The sequence below is a fragment of the Actinoplanes sp. NPDC024001 genome (assembly GCF_040638955.1).
Classification (GTDB): Bacteria; Actinomycetota; Actinomycetes; order Mycobacteriales; family Micromonosporaceae; genus Actinoplanes.
The window spans coordinates 21,604-34,035 of record NZ_JBEZZB010000119.1; the positions used below are offsets into that span (position 1 = coordinate 21,604).

Here is a 12,432-nt window from a genome sequence, read left to right on the forward strand (position 1 = left end):
CCGCTGCGCTCCGGCGTCGCCATGAGTTCAAGACTGAGCCGACCGATTCGCTCGCGAGCTCGCTCATGCCGCCACCTCCGCTGCGCTCCGGCGTCGCCATGAGTTCAAGACTGAGCCGACCGATTCGCTCGCAAGCTCGCTCATCCGCGCACCCCCACCCGCACGCCGGTGAATCGGGCCGGCGCAGCCGGATGCCCGGTGTGCCCGATCTGGCCGGGCTGGCCTTTCCCGCAGTTGGGTGTGCCCCACGCGACGGTCTCCGAGGAGAGCATGTCCATCGACTGCCAGAACCGCGGGCCGATCCCGGTGTAGGTCGGGTTCCGCAGCATCCGGCCCAGCTTCCCGTTCTTGATCTCATAGCCGATCTCGCAGCCGAACTGGAAGTTCAGCCGCCGGTCGTCGATCGACCAGGACCGGTTGACGTCCATGAACACGCCGTCGTCGGTGGCCGCGATGATCTCGTCGAACGTGTGCGGGCCGGGCTCCAGGCCGACATTGGTCATCCGCACCATCGGCAGCCGGGCCCAGCCGTCGGAGCGGACACTGCCCGCGTAGTCCAGCCCGGCGACCGCCGCCGAGTCGCGCCCGGCCAGCACACCCACCCAGATGCCGTCGCGGACGGCATGTCGTTTGGTGGCCGCGGTGCCCTCGTCGTCGAAGCCGAAGCTGCCCAGCCCGCCCGGGAAGGTGGGATCGATGGTGATGTTCATCAGCTCGGAGCCGTAGCGCAGCGAACCGAGCTTGCTCAGGTCGAGCCAGCTGTTCCCGGCGAAGGCCGCCTCCCAGCCGAGGATCCGGTCCAGCTCGATGGCGTGCCCGACCGACTCGTGGATCTGCAGCGCGAGCTGCTCCCCGCCGAGCACCAGGGTGGTCTCGCCCGACGGGCAGAGCGGCGCGGTCAGCAGGGCCCGCGCCTCCTCGGCCATCCGCGGCGCGTTGCCCACCAGGTCGAGCTCCTCGACCAGCTCCCAGCCGCGGGTGCCGAACTGCCCACGCCACGACGGCCAGGACCGCCGCTGAATCTCCCCGTCGCCGAACGCGCTCGCCTCCACCCCGGCGCCGCACTCGCGGATGTGCTGGTCGATGCGGTGCCCCTCGCTGGAGACGAACCACTTGCGGGTGTCCCAGATCGAGTAGGTGGCCTCGGCCAGGTCGGCGCCCGCCTCCTTGGCCGCGGCGGTGGCCCGCACCAGCAGGTCGCCCTTGTCGCTGAGCGGCACCCCGAGCGGGTCCACCACGCAGTCGCTGGACCAGCTCGCCACCACGGGCGCGCCGGGGACCAGATCGACCGGCGGGCCGGACACCGTGGCGCTGGCGGCGGCGATCTGCGCGGCCCGCCGGCCGGCCGCCCGGGCGGCCGACTCGGACAGGTCGGGCACGGCATAGAAACCCCAGCCGGACCCGACCAGGGCCCGCACGCCCAGCCCGGCGCTCTCGTCGAAACCGAGATCCTCGACGGCGCCGTCCCGGGCTGACATCGCCTCGCTCCGCCGCACCATCACTCGCGCGTCCGCATAGCGGGCGCCGGCGTCGAGCGCGGCCTGCACCGCCGCGCCCGCCTCATCGAAGTGGCTCATGAACCGACCCTAAGCGCCGGGTGCGACAACTTCAGCGCGCTGACCGCAGGAAGGCCAGTTCCTCGTCGAGGGAGGCGGACCCGACCGACCGCAGGCCCGGCAGTTCGGCGCCCACCAGCAGCACGTCCTGCGACGATCCGGCCTCGGCGAGGCTGTGGTGGGCGTAGACGTCCGCGGAGTCGTGCGGGTCGCCGAGATAGCGCTCGCCGATCGGCGCCGGCAGCTGGGTCCAGTCGAGCACCGGCTCGCGGGCCACCGCCCGGTGGAAGACCTCCGGCATCCGCAGCACGGCGAGCGCGGCCAGCCAGCCGCCGAGCCCCCGGCCGCGTGCCGCGACCCGGGTCAGGTCCAGATCGGGGTGCTTGCCGACGAGTGCGTGCAGGGCGTCCGCCTGGTCGGCCAGGGTGATGTCGGCGAGGCGGCGGTGCACGGCCTTCTCGAAGCTGGGCGCGACTCCCGGCGTACCCCGGGAATCGATGCTCACGACGGCGAAGCCGGCGTCGGCCCACCACTGCCGTTCCTGCCAGGCGGTGGCCTCGGCCACCACCTGCTGATGCCCGGGTCCGTCGCCGAGGGTGACCAGCACCGGCAGTCGGCTGCCGCCGACATGGCCGGACGGATAGAGCACGGCGGCCGGCAGCCGCCGGTCGGTCACCCTCTCCAGCACCGGTTCCGGACGGTACGGGGGCTCAGCCGCGTACGACCGCAGCGTCGCCACCAGGTCCTCCCCGCGCCACACCTGCCCGGCGGTGACCAGCAGCCCCCCGCCGACAGTGGCCCCTTCCGGCCCGCACCGCACCGGGATCCGGGTCACCTCGGGTCCCCCGCCGCCCAGCGAGGTGCGCACCCGGAACAGCTCCCGCACCGCCGGATCACCCTGGCTGCCCTCGACGATCAGATCCGGCGCCCCGGCCGGCCCGTCCTGGCGGGGCAGCATGCCGGCCACCCGCCGCACGTAGAGCCCGGGCGGGGTGAGCAGGCTGCCGTCGGCGAAGAGGCAGCGCGCGTCGAACCCGTCGTGAGCCAGTTCCCCGCCGACCAGCACCCGCCCGTCCGGCAGGTGCCGCGGGGTGCCCGGGATCGGCTCCACCCAGCGGGCGTCGGCGAGTTCGGCGTGCACCTGGGTCTCCCCGGTCCGCGGGTCGACCGAGAGCACGAGGCCGTGCTGCTGCATCCGGCGCAGCACGGTGATCAGCGGCCCGCCGGTGTGCCAGTGGACCTGTGCCAGGTAGGGATAGGTCTCCCGGTCCCAGTGCACGTCCACCCAGCCGTCGTCCAGGTCGAGCAGGTGCAGGCTGGCCGACTTGGCGGTGCGCACGGCGAGGATCTGGCTGCCGTCCGGCGCCCACCACCAGCCACGGCTGCGCCCGAACTCGGCCGCGCCGGTCCCGGCCATCCCCCAGGAGATGGTGCCGCCGTGCTCGCGCCAGGCGTTGCCCGGTTCGCCCGCGAGCAGCCGGTCGCCCTCCGGCCCGGCCACCCGCAGCGCCGCCGAGCCGTGCGGGTCGGTGACGTAGCCGATGGTGCGCCCGGCCGGGTCGGGACGCGGGTCGTGGACCGGTTCGGCGGTCGCGATCGCGGTGACCGTGCCGTCGATCAGGTCGGCCCGGAACAGCTCGCCGCCCCGGGCGAACGCGGCGACCCGCGCGTCCCGGTCGATCGCGTACGACTCCACCGGACCGGTCGCTACGCGGCGTTCCGTGCCGGTGGCCGTGTCGAGCTGCCACAGCGAGTCGTCGGGGTCGTCCGGGCCGGCCGAGCGGAGGAACACGAGCCGTGCGCCGTCGGCGCCGATCCTCACGGTGTGCGGGTACTCCACGTCCTCAGCATCGCTGATCAAGACGGTCTCGCGCGGGGCAAACCGCGGGCTCGTCGGGCGAACTCGTCGGTGGTCGCGCGTACAGTATCGGCCGTGACCGCTAGCGAAGAGCTGCCCGCCCGCCGACTGCTGTTGGTGCACGCGCACCCCGACGACGAGGTCATCGGCACCGGGGCGACGATGGCGCACTATGTCTCCTCCGGTGCCCACGTCACCCTGGTGACCTGCACTCTCGGCGAGGAGGGCGAGATCCACGTGCCGGAGCTGGCCCAGCTCGCCGCCGGCCAGGCCGACCAGCTCGGTGGTTACCGGCTGGTGGAGTGGCAGCGGGCGTGCGCCGCGCTCGGCGTGACCGACCACCGCATGCTCGGCGGCGTGGGGCGTTACCGCGACTCCGGCATGATGGGCCTGCCGACCAACGATCACCCGCGGGCCTTCTGGCGGGCCGATCTGGACGAGGCGGCCGGCCACCTGCTGGAGATCATCCGTGAGGTGCGCCCGCAGGTCATGATCACCTATGACGAGAACGGGTTCTACGGCCACCCGGACCACATCCAGGCCCACCGCGTCGCGATGCGCGCCGCCGAGCTGGCCGGCGACGACGGTCCGGCGAAGATCTACTGGAACGCGATGCCGCTGAGCGTGATGCGCGACGGCATGGCCGCGTTCCGGGAGTCCTCCGACAACCCGTTCGCCCAGGTGGAGAAGGTCGAGGACCTGCCGTTCGGCACGCCCGACGAGCAGATCGCCGCCCGCATCGACGGCACCGACCACGACGCGAAGAAGACCGCGGCGATGCGCGCCCACGCCACCCAGATCCCGGACAACTCCTGGCTCTACGGGATCGCCGGCGACTTCGGCGGCGAGTTCATGGGCGTGGAGTACTACACGCTTGCCAAGGGCGAGCGCGGCCCCGGCTCCGGCCCCTTCCAGTGGGAGGACGACCTGTTCAGCGGCCTGGAGATCGCCGAGACGCTGACCGCGGAGGCGGGCCGCCGATGACCGAGCCGATCACCGAGGCCGTGGTGGAGCCGCCGGTCGCCCGGCAGCCGTGGGCCGGCTGGGACACCGTGATCCGCGTCGCCGGCGTGGTCGTGTCGATCCTCGCCACCGTGGTCACCGCCGCGATCGAGCTGGAGCTGACCGCCCTGCGCAGCGGCGGCGTGGCGGAGCTCTTCGCCGGCCGCAACCCGTGGGCCGGCAGCGGCGCCGCCGTCCCGATCGCGATCCCGTTCGCGGTCGGGGCCAACCTGGCGATCGCCTGGTTCGCGGTGACCACCACCGGCCGCCGGTGGGCGCTCGGCGTGCCGTGGGCGCTCTGGACGCTGCTGATGCTGGCCGCCGCCGGCACCCGCACCGCCGAGGGGGACTACCTGATCGGCGGGAAGAACTGGGTGGCCCTGGTGACCATCCTGGTCGGAAGCCTGACCTTCGCGGTGTACTCGTACCGCATGATCCTGCGGCCGGTGCCGCGCCCGGCTGACAGCGGACTCCCAGGCAGCGTCTAGGAAACCTCGCGCGCCATCCGCGAAGATGGCCGGGGATCGAGCACCGCCGGTGTGCGGGGCGTTACGATCCCGGCCAATGTTTCGCACGCTCAGCGGGAGGATGAAGATGAGGGAACAGCGCTGGTTCCGGATCACGGTGCTGGCGGTCGCACTGTTCGCGATCAATGCGGTGGCCCGCCTGGTGGTCCGGATCGGCTTCGACGACTCCGACATCGCGCAGAACCGGGCGACGATCGTCATGTTCGTGCTGATCGCGCTCGTGCTCGGGGTCCTCACCTTTATCCGGTCGCAGCAGGTGCGGCCGAGCAGCTGGCTGCCCGACATCGGCTTCGGCGCGCTGGGCGGCATGCTGCTGACCGTGCTGCTGGGCCCGTTCATCAGCGGCAACGGCCCGTTCGCCAGCGGCGCGGGCGACTTCTTCGCGCAGATCTGGCTCTACTCGGCCTGCGCGATCGTCGGCACCGTGCTCGGTTACTGGGTGGCCGTGCTGCTGGGCCGTGACTACCGGTCCAAGTCGCTCAAGGCGTTCACCGCGGCGCGCGCCACCCGCCCGCGCCGCGTGGTCCGCCGCTGACGCCGGTTCACCGGGGCGCCTGCCTGGTCAGATAGGTGTGGTGGGTGCTGAAACCGAGCCGGCCGTAAAGCGTGACCGCCGGCGAGTTTCGCTCCTCCACCTGCAGGTAGGCACGGGTGGCGCCGCGTTGCGCCGCCCAGCCCGCGACGGCCCGCACGACATGTCGCGCCAGGCCGCGCCGCCGCGCGGCCGGCGCGGTCTGCAGCAGCGACAGGCCGAGCCAGCGGTCCGGCCCGGTGACCGTGCCCCGGGCCACCGCGAGCAGGTCACCGTCGGCGTCGCGGACGTGCGCGAAAACCTTCTCCGGTACGCCGGTGAGGATGCGAAGCGCGCTCCCGGGCAGGGTCCCCTTGTGCTCGGCCACCATGGCGTACCAGGCGTCGGTGGGCGTGTCGGCCAGATCCACCGGGGGCAGGTCGGCGCGTGCCGGGTCGGCGAGCAGCGGCGCCAGCGGTGCGGTCTGCACCAGGGTCAGCGGCCGGGCGGTCCAGCCGCGCTCGTCCAGCGCCGCGTTGACCGGGGCGGCGAGCGGCATCGGCGCGTTGATCAGTGGAAGTTGACCGCGCTCCGCGTACCACTCGGCGACCGCGTCGATCGCGGCCTCCAGCGGCCGGTCGGGATCGCCGACGGCGAGCGCGGAGTTGGCCCGGCCGGTCCAGTTGTCCGCGGCCCGCAGGATCCAGCCGCCGAGCCGGGAGCGGACCGGGGCCGGCCACGCCTCGTCGGCGGCGAGTTCGAGGGCGATCACTTCGGCGGCGCGGGCACGGCGCGCGGGCGGAACCCGCTTGGCACGGTGCACCTCGCCCAGCGGGACGCGGACGGTGCCCTTGTCGGTGGCGAGTGTGAGATCGGTCTCCGTCAGGTCGACAAGCTCGCCCAGGGCATCCGTGAAGAGCGTGCGGTCCCCGGTTACGCCTACAATTCGCCGTACCACCACCCGGTGTCCCACATCCTGCTGTCGGAGCACGTAATACCTCCCTCGGCGGGAATACTAGGCTCTGGTTGTCGTCGGCGGTCCACGCGGCGTGGCTTTGAAGGGAAGACCCGTGACCTACATCATCGCTGAGCCCTGCGTCGATGTTCTCGACAAGGCGTGCATCGAGGAATGCCCGGTCGACTGCATCTACGAGGGCAACCGGATGCTCTACATCCACCCCGATGAGTGCGTCGACTGTGGGGCCTGCGAGCCGGTCTGCCCCGTCGAGGCGATCTTCTACGAGGACGACGTTCCGGATCAGTGGAAGGACTACACCAACGCGAACTACGAGTTCTTCGAGGATCTCGGTTCGCCCGGTGGCGCCTCCAAGGTCGGCAAGATCGACAAGGACGCCCCGTTCGTCGCCGGTCAGGCGCCGCGTGGGGAAGGGCACTGAACGCTCGGTCGTCGGCTCTGCCGGACTTCCCCTGGGATCTGCTGGAGCCGGCCAAAGCGATCGCCGCGGCGCATCCTGACGGCATCGTCGACCTGTCGGTCGGCACGCCGGTCGACTCGGTCCCGCCGGCTGTCCGGCAGGCCCTCGCCGACTCGTCGGACGCGCCCGGCTATCCGCTGACCGCCGGTTCGCCCGCGCTGCGTGCCGCGATCACCGGCTGGATCTCGCGGGAGTGTCACGCTTCCGGGGAATTCGGGGTGCTTCCCACGATCGGTTCCAAGGAGCTGGTCGCCTGGTTGCCGGCGCTGCTCGGGGTCGGCCCCCGCGACGTCGTGGTCATCCCGGCGGTCTGCTACCCGACGTACGAGGTGGGCGCCAGGCTCGCCGGTGCCGAGGTGATCCGGTCCGACTCGCTCACCGCGGTCGGCCCGGACCGCCGGGTCAAGATGATCTGGATCAACTCGCCGTCCAACCCGACCGGGCGGGTGCTGCCGGTCGAGCACCTGCGCAAGGTGGTCGCCTGGGGCCGTGAGCGCGGCGTCGTCGTGGTCAGCGACGAGTGCTATGTCTCGCTCGGCTGGGAGTCGCAGCCGGTCTCGGTGCTCTCCGACGAGGTGACCGGCGGCGACTACACCGGCGTGCTGGCCGTGCACTCGCTCTCCAAGCGGTCCAACCTGGCCGGTTACCGGGCCGGTTTCGTCGGTGGCGATCCGGCCCTGGTGAAGGAGCTGCTCGCGGTCCGCAAGCACGCCGGGATGATCGTCCCGGCACCGGTGCAGGCGGCCATGGTCGCGGCGCTGAACGACGAGACTCACGTGGCCGAGCAGCGCGCGCGTTACGCGGCTCGCCGCGACACCCTGCGTACCGCCCTGGTCAAGTCCGGCTTCGAGATCAGTCATTCGGAGGCGGGGCTCTACCTCTGGGCCACCCGCGACGAGGACTGCTGGGCGACCGTCGACCGGCTCGCCCGCCGGGGCATCCTGGCCGCGCCGGGCGCCTTCTACGGCCCGTCCGCGGCCCGGCACGTGCGGATCGCCCTGACCGCGACCGACGAGCGGGTGGCCGCGGCCGCCGACCGGCTCGCCGAGCCCTTCTGAGGGGAGTGCTCCATGGAGCGTCTGCCGGTGGTCGTCACCCGAGGTGAGGCCGTCCGGCAGGTGCCACCGGAGCTGGCGGTCGTCCACGTGCGGACGGCCGTCAAGGGCAAGCCCACGCGGGCGGCGGTGCTGGAGCGACTCGCCGAGGGGTCGGCGGCGGTCGGCGCGGTGCTGGACGAGTTCGCCGACGCGATCGAGCGCCGCGAGTCCACCAACGTCGACGTCTACCCGGAGTGGAACCCGCAGGGCGGGGAGACCGGGGCCTTCGAGGGGAGTGCCGGCGTCAACGCCCTGGTCACCGACTTCACCGTCCTGGGTGACCTGATCGTACGGTTGGCCGGGGTTGATCTTGCCGCCGTCTCCGGGCCGTCGTGGCAGCTGCGCCCGGGCAGCCGGGCCGGCGCCGAGGTGCGCCGCGCGGCGGTGACCGACGCCCTGAGCCGGGCCGCGGAGTACGCGGCGGCGGTCGGCGCCGAGGTGGACCGGTTGATCGAGATCAACGATGCCACCGAACTGTACGAGAGCTACACGGCCCAGGCCGAGATGGACAGCAACCGATCGGCGCGTTCGGAGAGTAGTCCGGTGCTCGTTCTCGAACCGCAGCTGCAGGTGGTGCGTGCCCAGGTCCGGGTCACCGTCACCATCAGCGAGCCCACCCTGCCGGGCCGTCCCACCGGCACCTGATCTGGGGATTCCACGAACGGGCCGCGACCCGGTCGGCCAGACTCGGCAGCATGCGCAAGGGCCTCGGGCACCTGCTGCTGCGGGTGGCGAACGTGAATCCGCGAAGTGTGACGACACACTCGGACCGCGTTCTTTATCGATCTATCGGCGTCTTCATCCTGCTCTACTTCGTCTATGCGACGGTCGGCGGCGCCGCGTTCATCGACGCCAGCACCGGCTACTCCCATCCCTGGTACCAGTGGGTGGTCGGCCCGCTGTTCGCGGTCGGGGTGGTCGCCTACGACCGGGCGGTCGTCGGCCGGGTGGCGATCAACTACGAGCGGCTCGACTCGGCTGACCCGCGGCACCTGCTGCGCCCGCCCACGGCCGGGCTCTACCTCGGCCGGCTGGGACTGGCCCTGCTCTTCGCGGTGGTGGTGACCGAGCCGCTGATGCTGGCCCGCTACCGGGGTGAGATCGACGCCCGGCTCGCCGAGGTGCACAGCGTCCAACTCGAGGAACTCGACCGCGGCGGGGCGGTGGCCGCCTACACCGCACGCCTCGCCGAGCTGCGGCGGGAAGCCGCCGGTGACGACGCCGCGGTGCGTGCGCTGACCGACCGGGCGTCCGCGAAACGTGGCGACGCCCGGCTGCTCTACCGCCAGGCGCTCGCCGACTCGTCCGGTGCCGGCGTCAGCCGCCGGGCCGGCTGCCCGCGCGGTGGCTACTGCGACGACCTGGTGCAACGCTCGCGCGGTCTGGACCGCGAGGCCGCCGGCCTCGACCGCCAGGCGGTCCAGCTCCAGCAGGATCAGCGGGCGGCCCGCGCGGCCCGCGCGGCCGAGCAGGCCCGCCTGGGCGAGCAGATCAGCCAGGCCCGGGCCGCCAACGCCGCAGTGGTACGAGCGGACGCCGGCTTCGGGGCCCGAACCGCGGCCATGTGGCACCTGATCACCGCCGACTTCTGGGGTGTCGGGGTGTTCTACCTGGGTATCGCGCTGCTCCTGGTGGCTCTGGACTGCGCCGCGATCGGGCTCAAGTTCGCGTCCCGCGGCAACGCCTACGAGCGGGCCGAGGCTCGGGCCGGCCGGCTGCGCGAGCACGAGGCCTCCCTGATCCACGAACGGGAGATCCACGACGCCCGCACCTACGGCGACGCGACCGCGAAGGTGATCGCCGACGGCATCGAGGCGGCCAGCCACGACGGCCGGCTGGCGCGCGCCGCCGAGGACCGGGCGCGAGCCGTCCTGACCACCGCCGTGGTGGTCAACCCGGCCGACCTCGAACGCCCCGCTCCCCGCCACATCCGCGTGTGAAGTCGCGGCGCACCGAGCACCGAACCTCACACGGTGGGTCAGCGGGAGCGGGTGGCGGCCCAGGCGGCACCGGCGAGCAGGCCGCCGGCCAGCGAGGCGAGCAGACCGTGATGCTGTGAGGCCCAGAGCTGCAGGCTGCGGGTCTTGGCCTGGTCGTCGAACTCGCCGTGCGCGCCCGCGTCCTGGCCGGACGGCCCGTCGGCCGGGCTCCACAGGTTCGCCGGCTGGTCCGGGTCTTGCGGGTCGGGGGTCTGCTGGCCGGCGTAGCCCCTGACGGCCAGGTACCGGTCGAGCAGCCCGGGTGCGACGGCGTTCGCGGCCAGGGTGAGCGCGGTCGAGCCGCCGACCCAGTACTCCCGGCGCCGCGGATGATCAGCGGCGTAGAGGACCGCGCCGGCCGCCACCTCCGGCTGGTAGATCGGCGGCACCGGCTGTGCGTTGCGGGGCAGGCGGGAGAGCACCCACCGGAACTGCGGGGTGTTCACCGCCGGCATCTGCACCATCGTGACGTGCACGTTGCTCCGCTCGTGCAGCAGCTCCACCCGCAGCGACTCGGTGAACCCCTGCACCGCGTGCTTGGCGCCGCAGTAGGCGCTCTGCAGCGGGATCCCCCGGTAGGCCAGAGCCGATCCCACCTGGACGATCACCCCGTGGTCGCGCGGCTGCATCCGGCTCAGCGCGGCGCGGGTGCCGTGCACATATCCGAGATAGGTGACCTCGGTGGTGCGGGCGAACTCGTCCATCCCGATCTCGGAGAACGGCGCGAAGACGCTGGAGAAGGCGTTGTTGACCCACAGGTCGATCGGGCCGAGTTCCTTCTCGACCCGATCGGCAGCCGCGTCCACCGCGGCGAAGTCGGCGACGTCCACCTCCAGCGCGAGGGCGGTGCCTCCGCTACGGCGTACGTCATCGGCTGCCGCCGCAAGCCCCTCCTCGCCGCGCGCGAGAAGCGCGACCGCATCGCCGCGCGCCGCCAGCCGGCGGGCGACCGCCCGCCCGATCCCGGCGCTCGCGCCGGTCACCACCGAGATCCTGCTCATGCCGATCTCTTTCACCGGTCCGCAGGACCGGAAACCTCAGTGGCGTACGGCGTGCGCCTGCACCGGAACACTGAAGGAGGCTCCACGGCACGCGGCCGGCCCACCGCGCATCGACAGGGCGCCCGGCAGGATGAAGGCTCCGATCGTGTTCTTCGGCACCTCCCAGGAGACCGGGAAGCGCGCCTGGTTGATCTCGACCCGCGGATCGACGCAGCCGGCCTCACGATGCGCGTCGTCGGCGACCGCGGGCCCCGCACCCCGCATGATCGACGTGATCCGGATCGGCACCGAGTGCTGGTTGGTCACGGTGATCGTGAGGTTGCCGGTGCCGCCCGGCCGCAGCGGCTGGTTGACGTCCGAAGTGCCGCTCAGGGTCAGTTCGAAAGCGGCGCCGGCGGCAGCGGTCTCGGCGGCCTCGGGCTTCTCGCCCGGACCGTTGAACCGCCAGTAGGCCCAGGCCGCGCCCGCGTTGGCCAGCACCGCCGCGATCGCGGCCGCGGTGAGGATGGCCCGGGCCCGGCGGTCGAAGCGACGCCGCGGAGCGCCCGGCCGGTGGACCTCCCAGGTCGGCTCCTCGTGGTCGGCGGTCTCGAGTTCGATGTGCAGATCCGGCGCCTTCCCCCGGGCGTGTCCGCCGCGGGCGTCACTCCCACGGCGGTTGTGGGCGGCACTGCCCTCGCGGAGACTCGTCAGAACGTCGCGCCGATTCACGAGACTGCCCGCCACGAGACTGCCTGCCACGAGACTGCCCGCCGCGGAACAGCCCGCACAGTGACGGCCGCGAGTGGATGGCTCAGATCGGACATGCGGCTCGTTCCTCCTCGAAGGCCGGTGTGGGAATCATGCCTGTTCGGCGCTCATACAACGGTCCCCGATAGAGATGTCCGATGTGATCGGTTTTCCGTACGCCGTTGCGGCGCATAAATCGGACAGGTATGCCTATACGGTTTAACCCGCCCGAGTGAGGTCATCGGGGGTCACCATTACGCCGGGTGGGTGATCGAGCCGGCGGCGGCCGGACACCCTGGCTGTTTGCGCAGCTAGCGTCGTAGCGCCTCCGGATCAAATCAGTGGCAGTCTACGCACAGTGCTGCCGTCCGGTCATAAGAGTGGACAACCGCAGTAATCGGGCGCAATGCCCTAGTCGTGTGACAGGCCGTCGAGCCCCTCGGCGCGGTCGCACCGAGGGGCTCGAACGGGTTCCCCTGACTACTGCTCAGCGGGCGGTGGCGCCCCTGGTTCGCTCGCCGAGCCGGCCGGCTGCGGAGTGCTCGCCGACGGCTCCGCCGCAGGGCTGCGACTGGGTGTGGCCGTCGCTGTCGGCGGGGCCGGGGCCGGGGGGCGCGGGGGGGGGCGGGCCCGGGTCCCCTGGTTGTGTTTTTTGCGGGGCCCGCCCCCCGCGGGGGGCCCCCCGACGACCGAGAGGACCGTGCCCTCGACCGGCCGGGCGACCGCGGCATAGGCC

Annotated in this window: 12 protein-coding genes; 7 read left to right on the forward strand and 5 right to left on the reverse strand. The window is 72.5% G+C overall.

Annotated features, from left to right (window positions below; translation table 11 throughout):
* Nucleotides 1-140: 140 nt before the first annotated feature.
* Together AB0F81_RS35330 and AB0F81_RS35335 are read right to left on the reverse strand one after the other, a co-directional pair.
* Nucleotides 141-1,577, reverse strand: coding sequence for a TldD/PmbA family protein (locus AB0F81_RS35330; RefSeq protein ID WP_360204338.1), 1,437 nt, complete (start codon nt 1,575-1,577; stop codon nt 141-143).
* A 31-nt stretch (nt 1,578-1,608) separates the two neighbouring features.
* On the reverse strand, nt 1,609-3,417 hold the full coding sequence (locus AB0F81_RS35335) for a prolyl oligopeptidase family serine peptidase (RefSeq protein WP_360204341.1): 1,809 nt from the start codon (nt 3,415-3,417) through the stop codon (nt 1,609-1,611).
* 72 nt (nt 3,418-3,489) lie between these two features.
* Between AB0F81_RS35335 and mshB the strand changes: the two genes are divergently transcribed.
* The 3 genes from mshB to AB0F81_RS35350 all read left to right on the forward strand — a co-directional run bounded on the left by mshB (nt 3,490) and on the right by AB0F81_RS35350 (nt 5,478).
* The gene (gene mshB, locus AB0F81_RS35340) at nt 3,490-4,398 is read left to right on the forward strand and encodes an N-acetyl-1-D-myo-inositol-2-amino-2-deoxy-alpha-D-glucopyranoside deacetylase (RefSeq protein WP_360204343.1); all 909 of its coding nucleotides are present in this window, start codon (nt 3,490-3,492) and stop codon (nt 4,396-4,398) included.
* A complete protein-coding gene (locus tag AB0F81_RS35345; RefSeq protein WP_360204346.1) occupies nt 4,395-4,904 on the forward strand; it encodes a hypothetical protein in 510 nt (169 codons plus the stop codon). The genes mshB and AB0F81_RS35345 overlap by 4 nt, the downstream gene beginning before the upstream one ends.
* A 106-nt stretch (nt 4,905-5,010) precedes the next feature.
* Entirely contained in the window at nt 5,011-5,478 is a 468-nt protein-coding gene (locus AB0F81_RS35350) for a hypothetical protein (protein WP_360204348.1), read from the forward strand.
* A gap of 7 nt (nt 5,479-5,485) precedes the next feature.
* Here the strand turns inward: AB0F81_RS35350 and AB0F81_RS35355 are convergent, their stop codons facing one another.
* Nucleotides 5,486-6,445: a GNAT family N-acetyltransferase gene (locus AB0F81_RS35355; protein WP_360204351.1), complete on the reverse strand. Its 960-nt coding sequence runs from the start codon at nt 6,443-6,445 to the stop codon at nt 5,486-5,488.
* 79 nt (nt 6,446-6,524) lie between these two features.
* On the opposite strand from AB0F81_RS35355, the gene fdxA reads away from it, so the two are divergent.
* The 4 genes from fdxA to AB0F81_RS35375 are packed head-to-tail and all read left to right on the forward strand — an operon-like array spanning nt 6,525 to nt 9,927.
* Nucleotides 6,525-6,851 carry a ferredoxin gene (fdxA, locus tag AB0F81_RS35360; RefSeq protein ID WP_360204354.1) on the forward strand — a complete coding sequence of 109 codons (327 nt, stop codon included), beginning with the start codon at nt 6,525-6,527 and terminating at the stop codon, nt 6,849-6,851.
* Nucleotides 6,848-7,948 (forward strand): succinyldiaminopimelate transaminase, encoded by a 1,101-nt coding sequence (gene dapC, locus AB0F81_RS35365; RefSeq protein ID WP_360204367.1) that lies wholly within the window; start codon nt 6,848-6,850, stop codon nt 7,946-7,948. Before fdxA ends, dapC begins: the two co-directional genes overlap by 4 nt.
* A gap of 12 nt (nt 7,949-7,960) precedes the next feature.
* Nucleotides 7,961-8,632, forward strand: coding sequence for an SIMPL domain-containing protein (locus AB0F81_RS35370; RefSeq protein ID WP_360204356.1), 672 nt, complete (start codon nt 7,961-7,963; stop codon nt 8,630-8,632).
* Nucleotides 8,633-8,682: 50 nt separating this feature from the next.
* Nucleotides 8,683-9,927 (forward strand): DUF4407 domain-containing protein, encoded by a 1,245-nt coding sequence (locus AB0F81_RS35375; RefSeq protein ID WP_360204359.1) that lies wholly within the window; start codon nt 8,683-8,685, stop codon nt 9,925-9,927.
* Between the two features lie 38 nt (nt 9,928-9,965).
* Here AB0F81_RS35375 and AB0F81_RS35380 read toward each other — a convergent pair whose 3' ends face one another.
* Nucleotides 9,966-10,967, reverse strand: a complete 1,002-nt coding sequence (locus AB0F81_RS35380) for an SDR family oxidoreductase (RefSeq protein ID WP_360204362.1) — start codon at nt 10,965-10,967, stop codon at nt 9,966-9,968.
* Nucleotides 10,968-11,003: 36 nt separating this feature from the next.
* The gene (locus AB0F81_RS35385) at nt 11,004-11,678 is read right to left on the reverse strand and encodes a hypothetical protein (protein ID WP_360204364.1); all 675 of its coding nucleotides are present in this window, start codon (nt 11,676-11,678) and stop codon (nt 11,004-11,006) included.
* Nucleotides 11,679-12,432 lie beyond the last annotated feature (754 nt).

Bases quoted from the DNA above. Each gene is read 5' to 3' on its own strand.
- AB0F81_RS35350 (WP_360204348.1), top strand. From the start codon at position 5,011: ATGAGGGAACAGCGCTGGTTCCGGATCACGGTGCTGGCGGTCGCACTG.
- AB0F81_RS35375 (WP_360204359.1), top strand. From the start codon at position 8,683: ATGCGCAAGGGCCTCGGGCACCTGCTGCTGCGGGTGGCGAACGTGAAT.
- AB0F81_RS35370 (WP_360204356.1), top strand. From the start codon at position 7,961: ATGGAGCGTCTGCCGGTGGTCGTCACCCGAGGTGAGGCCGTCCGGCAG.
- AB0F81_RS35380 (WP_360204362.1), bottom strand. From the start codon at position 10,967: ATGAGCAGGATCTCGGTGGTGACCGGCGCGAGCGCCGGGATCGGGCGG.
- AB0F81_RS35330 (WP_360204338.1), bottom strand. From the start codon at position 1,577: ATGAGCCACTTCGATGAGGCGGGCGCGGCGGTGCAGGCCGCGCTCGAC.
- AB0F81_RS35345 (WP_360204346.1), top strand. From the start codon at position 4,395: ATGACCGAGCCGATCACCGAGGCCGTGGTGGAGCCGCCGGTCGCCCGG.